Consider the following 16,531-nt stretch of genomic DNA (forward strand, 5'->3'; position numbering starts at 1 on the left):
GGCTTGTTAAAGCTCCCTTGCCGGTTTGATTATCCCTATGGTTAGATTTCATCAATCAATGATGTTGGGTGGATGACCATGAGCCATTATTCAGCAGCGAAGGAATCAGGCCCAACAGCGCTTTTATTTATTAATAAACAGGCGCGGAATGGCGATTCCTCAGCACGCTATGTGAAAGAATTATTGCAGCAAAGCCAGATCAGCATCGTCGAACCGGATGAAAAAGACACGGGTTCGTGCAGCGATATTATACGTGGGTATGCGGATCGGGTGGATTTTGTGATTATCGGCGGTGGCGATGGCACGCTGAATTCTGCCGCGCCCGGCCTGGTCGATACCGGATTGACGCTAGGCGTGCTGCCATTAGGGACGGCAAATGACTTTGCCCGTACGGTGGGCATCCCCCGAGAGATACGACAGGCCGTGCAGGTTATCGCTAGCGGGCAGCGGCGCGCCGTTGATTTGGGGGAGGTCAACGGGCATCTGTTCTTTAACGTTTCCAGTATTGGGTTTTCTGCGGCACTGGCGCGCGGGCTGTCGGCGAAATCCAAGAAACGCTGGGGCACATTGGGCTATGCGCTGGCGGCCTTTAAGCTCTTGAAGCAAAGTCGTCCTTTCCGCGTTGAAATTGAGCATGACGGTATCAAAGAGCGGGTGAGAACCGTGCAGGTGTCGGTGGGAAACGGGCGTTTCTACGGCGGCGGCATGGCGGTAGCTGACAGTGCCGCGCCCGATGACGGTCGGCTGGATGTGTATAGCCTGGAGGTTTCTCACTGGTGGGAAATGGTGGCACTGATCCCCTTTATCCGTAAGGGGACGCACGGTCGCTGGCGCAAGGTCCGCGCTTTTTCCGCCAAACAGCTGACGTTGAGTACCCCGAAACCGCACGATATCAATGCCGACGGCGAGCTGATTGGCAAAACGCCAGCAGTCTTCGGGATCAGAGAAAAGGCGATTCAGGTTTTTGCGCCACCGGTGCCTGATTAGAACGTGAACCTAAAACAAACAGGGACACCGCATGGTGTCCCTGTTTGTTTATAAAGAATGATTCAGCGGATTATTTAAATACGCGGAAACGCTCTTCAAAGGAAATATAGGTTTTCTCACCGGCTGGTTGCTCGACTGAGCCAAATGGCATTTGAGCACGAAGTTTCCAACTGGCTGGCAGATTCCACTGTGCTTTAACATCATCGTCAATCAGCGGATTGTAGTGCTGGAGTGAAGCGCCAATTTTTTCCTGCGCCAGCGTAGACCACACGGCAAACTGAGCAATACCGGTTGAATGTTCAGACCAGACCGGGAAGTTATCGGCATAAAGCGCGAATTTTTCCTGTAGCGCGTCAATCACGGCGGTGTCTTCAAAGAACAGGACGGTACCTGCGCCAGCTGCAAAGGAAGCCAGCTTATTTTCTGTCGCGGCAAAAGCGTCCGCCGGTACAATTTTCTTCAACTGCTGCTTAACAATATCCCACAGTTTGTGATGCTGCTCGCCGAACAGAATCACAACGCGTGAGCTTTGTGAATTAAAAGAGGAGGGGCTTTCATTAACGGCTGCGGTAATGAGGGCGGTAATCTGATCTTCTGATATCGGTAATTTATTACCGATGGCATAGATTGAACGACGGGCCTTGATTGACTGCAAAAAAGCATTACTCATGGTGTGTTCCTCAGTTTACGTGATGATTTGCCCTGATAATGTGTCACTGATTTTCGCCGTATTCAATGGCTTATCGTGCCGGATACCAATCTTTCCTTTTTCAGCCTGATTCGCCGCAGACGTCACAGTGCGGGTTTTTCGGCAGCATCATTTCGCGAAATTGCAGCGTCATCGCATCGAACATCAGCAGTCGTCCGGTGGCCAGCTTGCCGTAACCGGTCAGCAGCTTAATGGCTTCCATCGCCTGCAAACTTCCGATGGTGCCCACCAGCGGCGACATCACGCCTGCCTCGACGCAGGTCAGCGCATTGGCACCGAACAGACGGCTGAGACAATGATAGCAAGGTTCATCAGGTTGATAGGTAAAGACGCTGATTTGGCCTTCCATTCGAATTGCCGCCCCAGAGATCAGCGACTTCTTGAGCTGAAAGCCAATGCGGTTTAGGCGGTTGCGAATGTCGACATTGTCGGTACAGTCCAGCACGGCATCGTGTTTGCTGACTAGCACGCTCAACGCCTCGTCATCGAGATCGCCATCAACCGTATCGAGCGAAAGATGCGGATTCATGTCAGATAATGTCAGGCGTGCGGATTCCACCTTCGCCATCCCGATACGGGCATCGCGATGCAAAACCTGACGTTGCAGGTTAGACAGAGAGACCGTGTCAAAATCCAGCAGTGTTAAATGGCCAACACCCGCCGCGGCCAGATACTGCGCGGCGGCACAGCCTAGCCCGCCTAGCCCGACAATCAGCAGGCGCGAGGCCTTCAGCTTTTCCTGTCCGTCAAAATCAAAGCCGCGCAGCACAATCTGTCGATTGTAGCGCAGCATCTCTTCATCACTCAGCTCCGGTAACATGCTCAGTGTCCCAGCAGCGCGTTGAAAGGCTCGATTTCAACCCATTCGCCAGCGGTGACGCGACCGCGATCTTGCTCCAGTACAATGAAGCAGTTACCGAGGCTGAACGAGCTGAAAACGTGTGAACCCTGATGCCCGGTGGTTCTGACTTCTAGCTCACCCTGCGCGTTGCGGCTGAAAATACCACGTTGGAAATCGGTGCGCCCCGGCGTTTTTTTCAGGGCGCTGGTGGTTTTGACGCGAACCCGTGGCGGCAGACGCCATTGTGTATAGCCAGACAGGCGAGCCAGCAGTGGCTGAACCAGTTGATAGAACGTCAGCGCAGCAGAAACCGGATTCCCCGGCAGGCCGCAGAACCAGGCGTGTTGCAGCTTGCCAAAGGCGAAGGGCTTCCCAGGTTTGATCGCCAGCTTCCAGAAGTGGATATCGCCCAGCTCATCCAGCATTTGCTTGGTGTAATCCGCCTCGCCAACGGAAACACCGCCGCTGCTAATCACCAGATCGGCAAGCTGGTCAGCCTCATGGAACGCGGCACGCAGCGCTTCGGGATCGTCGCGGATAATCCCAAGGTCATGTACCTCGCAGCCCAGCTGTTGCAGCATCAATCGGACGGCGAAACGGTTGGTGTCATAAATCTGGCCGTCTGCCAGCGGTTCGCCGACGGGTTGCAGTTCATCACCGGTTGAAAACACCGCGACTTTCAGGCGGCGCACCACGTCAATCTGCGCAATCCCCAGTGAAGCCAGCAGCGGCAGCTCCGCTACGCCAAGCTTGCAGCCCGCGGGTAACACGCTGGCACCAGCCTGAATATCTTCTCCCGCCAGACGAATATTCTGGCCGGGTTTTACCTCATGCGGAAAGCGGATGCCGTCCTCGCTGACGTCGGCCTGTTCTTGCATGATGACGGCGTCGGCTCCTGCGGGGATCGGCGCACCGGTCATGATGCGAATGCAGGTTCCCGCAGGCCAGTCGCCAGTGAAGGGCGCGCCAGCAAACGCTTTTCCAGCCAACGGCAGCGTTGTTGAAGCTGACAACTCGGCGCAGCGTACGGCATAGCCATCCATCGCGGAATTGGCGAAAGGGGGGACGTTAATCGGGGAGGCGATAGCATGGGCGGTAATCCGTCCTGCGGCGTCGAACAGGGATACGCGCTCTGTCTCGGTAAGGGAAGGAACCTGAGAAAACATGTTTTCCAGAGCTTGTTCAAGAGTCAGTAAACCTGCGTTAACGCTTTCCATCTTCACTCCACAGCTTGTTTTATCAATACGACTGATTTCATTAATATGATTTATTTCATCAGTAAGAATCGTGTTTCGGCAATGCGCCGTTCATAGGCGAAAACCCGTTTCCTATGCCAGTATTAATTATGTCAGAGTTCGTAACGTGGGTGAATGTACGCAGGTCAAGGAATAGGGCTTTTATACCCGTCATACTTCAAGTTGCATGTGCGTTGGCTGCGTTCAGTCACCCGAATCACTTACCTGAGTAAGCTCATCGGGATGCCTTCTCTTGCCGCCTTCCTGAAACTCGAATTATTTAGGGTATAGCGAATGACTCGTCAGGCATCAAACGACAAGGATGGGGGGCGAAAGCGTCACTTTTTTCCCCTCGACTCGCCCTATTTCGGGCAAAAGTGGGCGGATTTGCAGGACATATTGCCTCTGATGGCGTGTCTTTATGACAATTAACTTAATGTTATAAAAAGAAATTTTTCACCGTGCCGATTTCAGTTTCCGCTTTACATCATACCTTGCGCTAAATATAGTCGAAAATCGCTGATAATTTGTCCCTGACCGCGTTGCGCTGATTTCAGCCGCATTTATATGGAGATTCGCCGTTCATGTCGCCCACACAGGATCATTATGCCTCGCTATCTTCCCCTGTTCCGGGGCTGATTTTGCCTGAAAAACGGGTGGTGGAGGTGCGCAACCTGAGCGTCTATTTTGAGCAGCAGGGGCAGCGGACAGAGGCGGTGCGTAATTTGACGTTCTCTGTCGATCGGGGCGAAACGCTGGCTATCGTCGGAGAGTCGGGATCGGGTAAGTCGGTAACGTCGCTGGCGCTGATGCGGTTGGTTGAGCATGCGGGCGGCGTGATTCATCAGGGCGACATGCTATTTCGCCGTCGCGATGGGCAGGTGCTGGATCTCCGCGGTGTCCGTCAGCGTGCGATGCGCACGTTACGCGGTGCGGATCTGGCGATGATTTTCCAGGAGCCGATGACGTCGCTGAATCCGGTTTTCCCTGTCGGCGAACAGATTGCCGAGTCGATTCGCTTACATCAGGGGATGGACAGACACGCCGCGCGAGCAGAAACCTTACGTATGCTGGATCTGGTCAGAATACCGGAAGCGCGCAACGTGCTGGATCGCTATCCGCACCAGCTGTCTGGCGGTATGCGCCAGCGGGTGATGATCGCGATGGCGCTCTCCTGCAAGCCGTCGCTGCTGATTGCCGATGAGCCGACGACCGCGCTGGATGTCACCATTCAGGCACAAATTCTGCAACTTATCCGTGTATTACAGCGTGAAATGGAAATGGCCGTGATTTTCATCACCCATGACATGGGCGTGGTGGCGGAAATGGCCGAGCGTGTACTGGTGATGCACCGTGGGGAAAGCGTCGAAGCGGGGAGCGTTGGGCAGATCTTTGCTGCACCGCAGCATCCGTATACGCAGGGGCTGTTGGCGGCGGTACCGGCGTTAGGATCCATGCGCGGTCAACCGTTCCCGGAAAAGTTTCCGCTGCTGGATCAACGCTCGGGACGTATTGCGGACAACGTACCGCAGGATACCGTGCCCGCGCAGTCAGAACCGATCTTACAGGTTAGCAATCTGGTGACGCGTTTTCCCATTCGCAGTGGTTTATTGAACCGCGTAACCCGACAGGTGCATGCGGTGGAAAACGTCAGCTTCGATCTCTGGCCTGGCGAAACGCTCTCGCTGGTCGGCGAATCGGGATGCGGCAAATCTACCACCAGCCGCGCGTTGCTCCAGTTGGTTGAAAGCCAGAGGGGCGAGATTACCTTTAACGGTCAGCGAATCCATCAGTTAAAAGGGGCCGCGTTACAGCACCTGCGGCGTGATATTCAGCTGATTTTTCAGGATCCCTATGCGTCACTGGATCCTCGTTTGACGGTCGGTTTCTCGATTATGGAACCGCTGCTGGTGCACAACATTTGCCGTCGACAAGAAGCGGAAAAGCGCGTTGAGTGGCTGTTGTCGCGTGTCGGGCTGGAGCCAGAACACGCCCGCCGCTATCCGCATGAATTTTCCGGCGGTCAGCGCCAGCGCATTTGCATCGCCAGAGCGCTGGCGCTGAACCCGAAAGTGGTGATTGCGGATGAAGCGGTATCCGCACTGGATGTGTCGATTCAGGCACAAATCATTAACCTGATGCTGGAACTGCAACGTGAATTCGGCATTGCGTTTTTGTTTATTTCACATGATATGGCGGTGGTTGAGCGTATTAGCCATCGCGTGGCGGTGATGTACATGGGGCAGATTGTCGAGATTGGCTCGCGGCAAGATGTATTCGAGCGGCCTCGGCACCCTTATACCCGCAAGCTGATGTCGGCAGTACCGGTTGCCGATCCCTCACGCCGCCAGCGTGAGCAGGTGCTGCTGGTTGATGAAATACCCAGCCCGATTCGGGCGCTTGGCGATGAGCCGATCACGGCGCCTCTGGTTCAGGTCGGTGAGCGACACTTTGTTGCGCACCATCCAATAGCCGGCGCGTATTGACAGGGATTCACAAGGAGAACGTAGCATGAGCGTAATGACGATAAAGCGGCGCTGGTTAGTGGCCGCAGGAGTAACCGCTGCGATGGCGGCTTCACCCGTCTGGGCAGCCAAAGATGCGGTTATCGCCGTGGGTTCCACGTTTACCAGCCTGGATCCGTATGATGCCAACGATTCGCTATCGCAGACGGTGGCGAAGTCCTTCTATCAAGGTCTCTTTGGTTTCGATAAGGATATGAAGCTGGTGAACGTCTTGGCGGACAGCTATGACGTCAGCCCGGATGGCCTGACGTATACCGTCAAGCTGCATCCAGGTGTCAAATTTCATGATGGAACGGCGTTCAACGCCGCCGCAGTGAAAGTGAATCTGGATCGCGCCAGTAACCCAGACAGTCGCCTGAAGCGATATAACCTGTTCAAGATGATCGACAAAACTGAGGCGGTTGACGATCTGACGGTGAAAATTACGCTGAAGACGCCGTTCTCCGCGTTCGTGAACAATTTAGCGCATCCGGCGGCGGTGATGATCTCGCCGGCAGCGTTAAAGCAGTACGGCAAGGACATTGGTTTCCATCCGGTCGGCACCGGTCCGTACCGTTTTGTGACCTGGAATCAGACCGATTTTGTCAAAGTCGAGAAATTCAACGGCTACTGGAAGGCTGGGCTGCCTAAGCTGGACAGTATCACCTGGCGTCCGGTGGTGGATAACAACACGCGCGCGGCGCTGCTGCAAACCGGTGAAGCGCAGTTTGCTTATCCGATACCGTTCGAGCAGGCCAAGGTGCTGGAGAAAAATGACAAGCTGGCCTTGGTGGCATCGCCGTCGATTCTGCACCGCTACATCAGTATGAATGTCACGCAGAAGCCGTTTGATAACCCCAAAGTGCGTGAGGCGCTGAACTACGCGATCAACAAAGAGGCGCTGATTAAAGTGGCGTTCTCCGGCTATGCGACGCCGGCCGAAGGGCCACTGCCGAGCAGCATTGATTATTCAGTAAAATACCACCCGTGGCCTTACGATCCGGCCAAAGCGCGCGAGCTGCTGAAAGAAGCGGGCTACCCGGACGGCTTCACCACGACGCTCTGGTCGTCGCATAACCACAGTACGGCGCAGAAAGTCTTGCAGTTCACGCAGCAACAGCTGGCACAGGTTGGCGTGAAAGTGCAGGTGACTGCGATGGATGCGGGGCAGCGCGCGGCGGAAGTGGAAGGCAAGGGCGTGAAAGAAACGGGCGTTCGCCTGTTCTATACCGGCTGGTCAGCCTCAACGGGTGAAGCGGACTGGGCGCTGTCGCCGCTGTTTGCAACGGCTTCCTGGCCGCCTGCGCAGTTCAATACGGCGTTTTACAGCAATCCGCAAGTCGATGCGGATCTGGCGAATGCGCTGAAAACGACGGATCGGGCGGAAAAGCAGAAGCTGTACAAAGATGCACAGGACAAAATCTGGGCCGATGCGCCGTGGATTTTCCTGGCGACAGAGCGCCTGGTGTCGGCGAACAGCAAAAAACTGACCGGGTTTTACGTGATGCCGGATACCTTATTCAGTTTTGAGGATGCCGATCTAGCGGAGTAATCCACCGCAAAAGAATGACCAGGGAGTCGGGTAGCCGTGAGGCTGCCCGCAGTGGTCAACACACGTTCACTCATAGGGAGTCTGACGCATGTCTGTGGAAAACTGTTCATGCTGAATTATTTTATCAAACGACTACTGGGACTGATTCCCACGCTCCTGATTGTGATGGTGCTGGTGTTCCTGTTCGTTCATCTGTTACCCGGCGATCCGGCGCGTTTAGCCGCCGGGCGGGAAGCGGATGCTGCCGTTATTGAGATGGTCCGGCAGGATTTGGGGTTGGATAAACCGCTGCCGCACCAGTTCTGGCACTTCTTTACCAATGTCCTGCAAGGGGATTTTGGCACGTCTATCGTATCGAAACGCCCCGTCACCGAAGAGATCGCCATGCGCTTTATGCCGACGTTTTGGCTGACGGTATGCAGCATGGTGTGGGCAGTAATTTTTGGCATGGCGATCGGCATCGTGTCTGCCGTGTGGCGCAACGGCTGGCCGGACAGAATCGGAATGACGCTGGCGGTCTCCGGTCTTTCTTTCCCTGCTTTTGCGCTCGGCATGCTGTTAATGCAGGTCTTTTCTGTTGAACTGGGATGGCTGCCGACGGTGGGGGCAGATACCTGGCTGCACTATATTTTGCCCTCACTGACGCTGGGTGCGGCGGTTGCCGCGGTAATGGCGCGGTTTACCCGTGCATCGTTTGTTGATGTCCTGCAAGAAGATTATATGCGTACGGCGCGGGCAAAAGGCGTGCGCGAATCGCTGGTGGTGGTAAAGCACGGGCTGCGCAATGCGCTGATTCCGGTGGTTACGATGATGGGGCTGCAATTTGGGTTCTTGCTCGGTGGCTCAATCGTCGTGGAGAAGGTCTTCAACTGGCCGGGGCTAGGACGGCTGCTGGTGGATGCGGTGGAGATGCGCGACTATCCGGTGATTCAAGCCGAGGTACTGCTGTTTTCGCTGGAGTTTATTCTGATCAATCTGCTGGTGGATATGCTGTATGCCGCGATTAACCCAGCCATTCGTTATAAATAAGGAAAGGGAATGAGACACTGGCGACGTAACGCTATGCTGGCGACGCTCCCTGTCATTAGGGATAAATCGGCTCGTACGCCGTGGCGTGAATTCTGGCGGCGCTTTCTTCGGCAGCATGTCGCGGTCACCGCAGGCGTGTTTGTGCTGCTGCTGATTGCTATCGCGTTTCTGGCACCGTACCTGATGCCCTATGATGCCGAGACCTACTTCGATTATGACCGCCTGAATGAAGGCCCGTCGGCGGCACACTGGCTGGGGGTGGATTCATTAGGACGTGATATTTTCAGTCGGATCCTGATGGGAACGCGTATCTCGCTGGCGGCGGGTATTCTCTCGGTGCTGGTCGGGATGATTATTGGCACGACACTCGGTCTGGTGGCGGGCTACTACGAAGGGTGGGCGGACAGGATCATCATGCGCCTCTGCGACGTGCTGTTTGCCTTCCCCGGTATTCTGCTGGCGATTGCCGTTGTGGCGATTATGGGCAGTGGGATGGCGAATGTGATTGTCGCCGTGGCGATTTTCAGCATTCCGGCTTTCGCCCGTTTGGTGCGCGGCAATACGCTGGTGCTGAAGCAGCTTACCTATATTGAATCGGCCCGCAGCATTGGTGCCAGCGACAGGACGATCCTCTTTCGGCATATTTTGCCCGGTTCGGTGTCTTCCATCGTGGTGTTTTTCTCGATGCGCATTGGAATGTCGATCATCACGGCAGCCAGCCTGTCATTTTTAGGACTGGGCGCACAGCCGCCGATGCCGGAGTGGGGAGCGATGCTGAACGAAGCGCGGTCGGATATGGTGATTGCCCCGCACGTCGCGATCTTCCCGAGTCTGGCGATCTTTCTGACGGTCTTGGCGTTTAATTTATTGGGTGACGGCCTGCGCGATGCGCTCGACCCGAAATTGAAAAACTGAATAAAAAGCAGCGATAAAAAAAGCGCGGCAAACGCCGCGCTTTTTAGCAGCCACACACCATTAGAACGAGGTGCGTTTGTAGCTGCGGTACTGCGGTTGCCAGAAGTTATGGTCAATCGCCTTCTGCAACGCATCGGCTGAAGTCACTACGGCTGCGCCCTGCAGCTGTGCAGCTTTACCCACATCCAGTGCAATACGCTTGGACACCTGCTGGATATCGGACAGATCCGGCAGCAGAGCGCCTTCACCGTTGTTCGCCAACGGCGAGCAGTCAGCCAGAGCGCGGCTGGCGGCCATCAACATACCGTCAGTGATACGCTTAGCACCCGACGCCAGTACACCTAACCCGATACCTGGGAAAATGTAGGAGTTGTTGCACTGTGCGATAGGGAAGATTTTGCCCTGATAGTTAACCGGAGCAAACGGGCTGCCGGTTGCGACCAGCGCCGCGCCTTCTGTCCAGCGAATGATATCTTCTGGACGGGCTTCCACGCGGGATGTCGGGTTAGACAGCGGCATCACGATAGGACGTGCGCAGTGCTTGTGCATTTCACGGATGATTTCTTCCGTGAACAGACCCGGCTGGCCAGATACACCGATCAGGATGGTCGGCTTGGCATTGCGTACCACTTCCAGCAGTGAAATCGCGTCGCTGCTGCAATCCCAATCAGCCAGCAGTTCGCTTTTCTGCACCAGCTTGCTCTGGAAATCGAGCAGGTTCGGCAGTTTGTCCGTCAGCAGACCGAAACGGTCAACCATGAAGACGCGTGCGCGTGCTTCTTCTTCGCTCAGCCCTTCAGACTTCATCTGCGCGACGATTTGCTCAGCAATACCACAGCCTGCGGAGCCCGCACCCAGGAAGGTAACGGTCTGATCGCGTAGCTGAGTACCTGCTGCACGACTGGCGGCAATCAGGCTGCCAATCGCAACGGCGGCGGTGCCCTGAATGTCATCGTTAAAGCTACAGATCTCATCACGATAGCGGTTCAGCAGCGGCGTCGCGTTTTTCTGCGCGAAGTCTTCAAACTGCAGCAGCACGTTCGGCCAGCGGCGCTTCACTGCCTGAATGAATTCGTCAACAAATTCATAGTATTCGTCGTCAGTGATACGCGGATGGCGCCAGCCCATGTACAGCGGATCGTTCAGGCGCTGCGGGTTGTTGGTGCCGACATCCAGAACGACAGGCAGGGTGTAGGCTGGGCTGATACCGCCACACGCGGTGTACAGCGACAGCTTACCGATTGGAATCCCCATGCCGCCGATACCCTGATCGCCCAGACCCAGAATACGCTCACCGTCGGTCACAACGATGACTTTTACATTCTGCTTGGTGGCGTTTTGCAGCATATCGTCGATATGCGCGCGGTTAGGGTAGGAGATAAACAGGCCGCGGGCGCGACGATAGATATCGGAGAAGTGTTCACAGGCTTCGCCAACGGTCGGGGTGTAGATGATAGGCATCATCTCACTGAGGTGACCGTCCAACAGGCGGTAGAACAGTGTCTCGTTGGTGTCCTGAATGTTGCGCAGGTACACGTGTTTTTCAATATCGTGTTTGAATTCCTGATACTGACGCCAGGCGCGTTCTGCCTGTTCTTCGATAGTTTCGACGGCTTCAGGCAGCAGACCATGCAGGTTAAAGTTAGCGCGTTCTTCTTCGGTAAACGCGCTGCCTTTATTCAGCAGGGGAAATTCAAGCAAGATTGGGCCAGCGTAGGGAATATGGAGAGGACGTTTGCTTTCGTATTCTAATTCCATGACTTTTTACTCTCGGATAACAGAAAAAACTCAGGTGTTGTCGATCAAAACTGTTGCGGATCTTAAATTACCCAGAAAATATGTACAGGAATTGTTAATTTAAATAGTTACAGATGGCTTGCATCTTAGTCAAAATGCAGGCTTTATCGATTCACCTCTCGTTTCTCACACTTCCTTTTGCTGAAATCCTGTGCTGACCTCTGCCGTTATTCCTCAATAAAGTGATGTTCAATGTCGGTGCAGCCTAATTCGGCCAGCATAATTTGCGAAATGGCCCAGTGGCTGACAACTGCATTACGACGCTCAACGACTGCCGCGTGTTTAATGGTGCACGCATCTTCGCCAGCAAGGTTCATCAGATTCAATGCAACTTGCAAAGGCGGCAGGCTCGGGTTGAATGCCGCATTTTCTGCATAGCGTCCGGTATAAATGTTGCCACTTGAGGTTTCCAGCGCAATGCCGCTGATGGCTTTGCTATAGGGCGCGTGGCTACGGTTGGCGGCATCCAGCGCCCGACGCGCAAGTGCGTTCACGTTCTGCAAGGTTGCGCCGTGGTTGACGTCATCCATCAGCAAGGTATCGATGTGCAGATCGACGGGGCCAAAGGAATCCGGCAGATAGTGGCTGAGCACGGCAGGCTGGCGACCCGGCAATTGAATGCGCAGCGAAGCAGCATTACGCAATTCATTCATAAACTGACGACAGTGGCCACATGGCGTGTAGTTCACGGTCACGGCCCGCAACCCACGTTCATTGCGTATCCAGGCGTGACTGACGGCGCTTTGCTCGGCATGCACCGTTTGCTGCAATTGAACAGCACTGAACTCCATGTTGGCACCAAAGTAGAAATTGCCACTGAGTCCTTGCGCAATTGCGCCAACCTGAAAATTCGAGATAGGCGCTTGTGCGCAGGCCGCTGCCAGAGGCAATAGCGCAAAGGCCAACGCGTCGGCGTCTAGCTGGCTGGCTTCGCAGACGGCATTCACGTCGTCTGCGGTGAGCATGGCGGCGAAATCTGGTTTATCGATCAAAGGACCGATCGCGGCTTGCAGACTGGCAGGTAATTGCTGGAAGGCGTTTTCAAATCGTGGATGCATATCGGCGTACTCTTTTTACCCGTCAATGACGTCATGTTAGGGAGCAGAGTAGCAATAAATTGTGATCAAAATCTCTTTGTTGAATGAAAGGAATGCAAATTAACTGCTAAATGCGAGATGTATCTCAATTTTATACCTGGCAATGCGAGGGACGCACCGTCCCCCGCGAGATTCAGCCAGCGACGTGCAAGAGTAGAGGGAAGATGAGCGGCGCAATCAGCGACGTGATGATCCCGCAGATGACCAGCGCCAGCGAACTGAATGCGCCTTCCTGATAGTCAACCTCCGCACAGCGCGCCGTACCGAGTGCGTGTGAGGCGGTGCCCATCGACAGCCCGCGTGCGGCTTTGGTTTTAATTCCGACGCGGTTGAACAGGCTGTGGCCTAATACCGCGCCGAGAATACCGACAAAAATCACGCAGACGGCGCTGATAGCCGGAATCCCACCAATCGAGCTGGCAACGGCCATCGCAATCGGCGTGGTGACGGATTTAGGCAGCACCGAGGCGGCGATTTCTGGCGATGCGCCCATCCACCGCGCCACCAGCGTACCGGAGATAATGGCGGTCAGGCTACCGATGAAGCACACGCTGATGATCGACTTCCAGCGAGCGCGAATTTGGTGCAGCTGTTCATAAAGCGGGAACGCCAGCGCGACCACCGCCGGTTGAAGCAGATCGTTAAGGACTTTGCTGCCCTGAAAATAGTGCTCGTAGGGAATCTTCAATACCAGCAGCAGCGGAATAATAATCGCCATCGATACCAGCAGCGGGTTCAACAGGGAAACTCGGGTCAGCACGGCCAGTTTACGCGCGGCGAAAAAGACAATCAGAGTGAGGGGCAGCGACCACCACAAATAGCTGAACATTATTCATTATCCTTCGGCGGCGTGCGATCGCCAGCCACGGCTCGTTCACGCTGCATTATCTGGGTACTGAAACCCACAACCAGCATCACAATAAAGGTACTGATCAGGCAGGAAACCACGATAGGGCCAAACTGTTGGCTGACCAGATCGTAATAATTCATCACGCCGACGCCGATTGGGACGAACAGTAGCGCCATGTGACGAATAAGAAGATGGCAACCCGGTTTTACCCACTGCGCGGGCAGGATTTGCGAGGCGAGAAGGGTGAACAAGACCAGCATGCCTATGATACTGCCGGGGATAGTGAACGGAAGTAACGCGGATACCGCATTGCCTGCCAGCAGGCAGAGATAAATCAATGCGAAAGCGCGTAAATACTGCCAGCACACGATGAACGTATTACGCATGGGAAATTCCTGATTAGCATAGAGGATTATCATAACGCTAATGGAATTGACGTGCCATAGATCACGAATTTTGTTGGGGAGGGAAGGCAAATCCGTCTAAAAGATGAGCGATAGTTGTCCGATCCGACAGGAATCGAGAAGTCGATGGAAGAAATTCGGTTCAACCCCTCGCCAGTGTGGGCGTCGACGTTGAACCGGAAAAGATTGAGATGACAGGCGTGTTATTTTACGTCTACGCTCCACTTGGTGATGTCAATTTGCCCATCACCACCAAAGATCTCAGTGCCAAACTCAACGCTGCTGATATATTTTGCATTACTCATCCATTTCTTGGTTCCCACCAGATAGTTGGTGAAATGGCGAATATTGAGTGACGCACTATTGGTATTGGAGGTACGCACAAAGGAAAAGACATTCCACCCTTTACCGTTACCGGCGTTGATCCAGCCTTTGAATACGTTCCAACTGCTGCCACCGAGGAAAACGGTTTCAATATAATCACCCGCCGGGCCTGCATTGGTATTATTTAGCCAGATCATTAATTCATCGGTAGGGGTAGAATCCCAACTGGCTTTGTCTGTGGTGTGGAACCAAATGTCATAAGCCGCGTTGTAAGTCCCGGTGGATTTGATGGAATAGGTGACGTTACTGGTAATACTTTTATTACTGGATAATTTTATCGGCAAGCCACTGTTTGCTGTATAACCCGCCGTCCAGTGCCAACCGCTCACCAGCGACGGATAGGCTTTAACGCTGGAGGAGCTACTTGGCCAGTGCCAGTTCCACCCCATGCTGGTTGGGCTATTATAGAAAACCGTTTGTTGCCATCCTTTTACTTCATCCTTTCCCCAGACGTTATTGAATACATAATATTTATTATTCTCAAAATAGAGTTTGTCCGCGTCTTTGGATGAACTGACCGCAGAAGCAGTGAATGGAGAAAGCAACAAGGCAGAAAATAATACGGGAAATAATGTGCGGAAGATACGGTACGGCTTCTTATTTGCTGTAAGCATAATAAATCTCCTTTTAAATATATGCTTGAGGTGTTTCACGTTAAAATCTAACACGTATTCATCACGTGTCTATGGTCGGTTGAATATAAACTGTGGCGTGCTTAACATTTTATATTTATTCTACCGATATCAGAGTAATTCAATACGTTAACCATGAATAAAATGAAAAACTTATTCGTGTGCATAATTATAAGAGCGGTAATAAATAGCTATCATTTGAGATGAAATAGGGGACATGTTTTTCGGCGCACGAATGCGTGCGCCTTGGCTGACTGATTAGTCAAATAGCCGTTCATCACGAATCGCGGCACAGACCGCGTCGGTCAGCTTATGCAGTTCATCAGGCTGAATGATAAACGGCGGCATCAGATAAATGAGTCGGCCAAAGGGGCGAATCCACACGCCACGTTCGACGAAGAAACGCTGTAACCGCGCCATATTAACTGGACGCTGTGTTTCCACCACGCCGATAGCGCCCAGCACGCGAACGTTCGCCACCAGCGGCGAATCCGCGCAGGGTTGCAGGCCTTCTCGTAGCTGCTGTTCAATCTGTTTGATCTGCTGCTGCCAGCGGTTCTCCGCCAGCAGCGACAGGCTGGCACTGGCCGTCGCGCAGGCCAGCGGATTGCCCATAAATGTAGGGCCGTGCATAAAACAGCCTGCCGCGCCGTTGCTGATGGTTTCCGCCACTATCCGAGTGGTCAGCGTGGCGGAGAGCGTCATATAACCGCCGGTCAGCGCTTTTCCCAGACACATAATATCGGGTGAAATCCCCGCATGTTCGCAGGCAAACAGCTTGCCGGTGCGGCCAAACCCGGTCGCGATCTCATCGGCAATCAGCAAGATCCCCCATTGATCGCACAGTTCCCGTACCCGACGCAGATAGGCCGGATGATAAAAGCGCATGCCGCCCGCGCCTTGTACGATGGGTTCCAGAATCACGGCCGCAATCTCATGCGCGTGCGCTGACAGCATCGACTGTAGCGGCGCGATCTCCGCTTCCTGCCAGTCGTCGGTAAAACCGCCTTCGTTGATTGCGGCGCAGGGCGGCGCATCGACAAACAAGTGGGTCGGCAGATAGCCCTGATACAAGCTGTGCATCGAATTCTGCGGATCGCACACGGACATCGCACCGAAGGTGTCCCCGTGATAGCCATGACGCAGAGTGAGAAAGCGCTGACGGGTTTCACCGCGTGCCTGCCAATATTGCAGCGCCATTTTCATCGCCACTTCGACGGCGACCGAGCCGGAATCCGCCAGAAACACGCATTCCAACGCATCCGGCGTGATGTCCACCAGTTGGCGGCACAGCGCCACCGCTGCCGGATGGGTGATCCCGCCAAACATCACGTGCGACATCTGGCTGAGCTGAGTCTGTACCGCTTGATTGATCGTCGGGTGGTTGTAACCGTGAATCGCCGCCCACCACGATGACATGCCGTCAATCAGGCGACGTCCGTCATCCAACTGAAGCTCGACGCCGCTGGCCGATACGACCGGATAGCAGGGCAGCGGTTCGGTCATTGAGGTATAGGGATGCCAAATGTGGCGTTGGTCAAAAGCAATGTCTTCCGGGCTCATGATGATCTTTCGTAAACCAAAATGGATTCTAT

14 protein-coding genes are annotated in these 16,531 nt (G+C 54.2%); 5 read left to right on the forward strand and 9 right to left on the reverse strand.

Annotated elements, in window-relative coordinates:
* Window positions 1–72: 72 nt before the first annotated feature.
* A complete protein-coding gene (locus NXT09_RS00705; RefSeq protein ID WP_268578511.1) occupies window positions 73–987 on the forward strand; it encodes a lipid kinase in 915 nt (304 codons plus the stop codon).
* Between the two features lie 70 nt (window positions 988–1,057).
* On the opposite strand, the gene NXT09_RS00710 is transcribed toward NXT09_RS00705, so the two are convergent.
* The 3 genes from NXT09_RS00710 to moeA all read right to left on the reverse strand — a co-directional run bounded on the left by NXT09_RS00710 (window position 1,058) and on the right by moeA (window position 3,754).
* Entirely contained in the window at window positions 1,058–1,657 is a 600-nt protein-coding gene (locus tag NXT09_RS00710; RefSeq protein ID WP_268578512.1) for a nitroreductase family protein, read from the reverse strand.
* A gap of 100 nt (window positions 1,658–1,757) precedes the next feature.
* Window positions 1,758–2,516, reverse strand: coding sequence for a molybdopterin-synthase adenylyltransferase MoeB (gene moeB / locus NXT09_RS00715; protein ID WP_268578513.1), 759 nt, complete (start codon window positions 2,514–2,516; stop codon window positions 1,758–1,760).
* Window positions 2,517–2,518: 2 nt separating this feature from the next.
* A complete protein-coding gene (gene moeA / locus NXT09_RS00720) occupies window positions 2,519–3,754 on the reverse strand; it encodes a molybdopterin molybdotransferase MoeA (protein ID WP_268578514.1) in 1,236 nt (411 codons plus the stop codon).
* A 602-nt stretch (window positions 3,755–4,356) separates the two neighbouring features.
* Here moeA and NXT09_RS00725 point away from each other — a divergent pair.
* The 4 genes from NXT09_RS00725 (at window position 4,357) to gsiD (ending at window position 9,772) form a co-directional block, all read left to right on the forward strand.
* Entirely contained in the window at window positions 4,357–6,258 is a 1,902-nt protein-coding gene (locus NXT09_RS00725; RefSeq protein WP_268578515.1) for a dipeptide ABC transporter ATP-binding protein, read from the forward strand.
* A 25-nt stretch (window positions 6,259–6,283) separates the two neighbouring features.
* Window positions 6,284–7,828: a glutathione ABC transporter substrate-binding protein GsiB gene (gsiB, locus tag NXT09_RS00730; RefSeq protein ID WP_240585019.1), complete on the forward strand. Its 1,545-nt coding sequence runs from the start codon at window positions 6,284–6,286 to the stop codon at window positions 7,826–7,828.
* A gap of 108 nt (window positions 7,829–7,936) precedes the next feature.
* Window positions 7,937–8,857, forward strand: a complete 921-nt coding sequence (gene gsiC, locus NXT09_RS00735) for a glutathione ABC transporter permease GsiC (protein WP_039480114.1) — start codon at window positions 7,937–7,939, stop codon at window positions 8,855–8,857.
* A gap of 9 nt (window positions 8,858–8,866) precedes the next feature.
* Window positions 8,867–9,772 carry a glutathione ABC transporter permease GsiD gene (gene gsiD, locus NXT09_RS00740; RefSeq protein ID WP_268578516.1) on the forward strand — a complete coding sequence of 302 codons (906 nt, stop codon included), beginning with the start codon at window positions 8,867–8,869 and terminating at the stop codon, window positions 9,770–9,772.
* Between the two features lie 60 nt (window positions 9,773–9,832).
* On the opposite strand, the gene NXT09_RS00745 is transcribed toward gsiD, so the two are convergent.
* The 6 genes from NXT09_RS00745 to bioA all read right to left on the reverse strand — a co-directional run bounded on the left by NXT09_RS00745 (window position 9,833) and on the right by bioA (window position 16,499).
* Entirely contained in the window at window positions 9,833–11,530 is a 1,698-nt protein-coding gene (locus tag NXT09_RS00745; RefSeq protein ID WP_268578517.1) for an NAD-dependent malic enzyme, read from the reverse strand.
* A gap of 206 nt (window positions 11,531–11,736) precedes the next feature.
* On the reverse strand, window positions 11,737–12,627 hold the full coding sequence (gene cdd / locus NXT09_RS00750; protein WP_119889510.1) for a cytidine deaminase: 891 nt from the start codon (window positions 12,625–12,627) through the stop codon (window positions 11,737–11,739).
* Between the two features lie 172 nt (window positions 12,628–12,799).
* Complete coding sequence (locus NXT09_RS00755; protein ID WP_268578518.1) at window positions 12,800–13,495, reverse strand: CidB/LrgB family autolysis modulator; 696 nt, start codon at window positions 13,493–13,495, stop codon at window positions 12,800–12,802.
* Window positions 13,495–13,902 carry a CidA/LrgA family protein gene (locus NXT09_RS00760; protein WP_010303345.1) on the reverse strand — a complete coding sequence of 136 codons (408 nt, stop codon included), beginning with the start codon at window positions 13,900–13,902 and terminating at the stop codon, window positions 13,495–13,497. Before NXT09_RS00760 ends, NXT09_RS00755 begins: the two co-directional genes overlap by 1 nt.
* 221 nt (window positions 13,903–14,123) lie before the next feature.
* Window positions 14,124–14,918, reverse strand: a complete 795-nt coding sequence (locus NXT09_RS00765) for a GH12 family glycosyl hydrolase domain-containing protein (RefSeq protein ID WP_205551085.1) — start codon at window positions 14,916–14,918, stop codon at window positions 14,124–14,126.
* A gap of 276 nt (window positions 14,919–15,194) precedes the next feature.
* Window positions 15,195–16,499, reverse strand: a complete 1,305-nt coding sequence (gene bioA / locus NXT09_RS00770) for an adenosylmethionine--8-amino-7-oxononanoate transaminase (protein WP_268578519.1) — start codon at window positions 16,497–16,499, stop codon at window positions 15,195–15,197.
* Window positions 16,500–16,531: the final 32 nt, after the last annotated feature.

It is taken from the genome of Pectobacterium jejuense, from assembly GCF_026800125.1.
In the GTDB taxonomy this organism is placed as follows: Bacteria; Pseudomonadota; Gammaproteobacteria; order Enterobacterales; family Enterobacteriaceae; genus Pectobacterium; species Pectobacterium jejuense.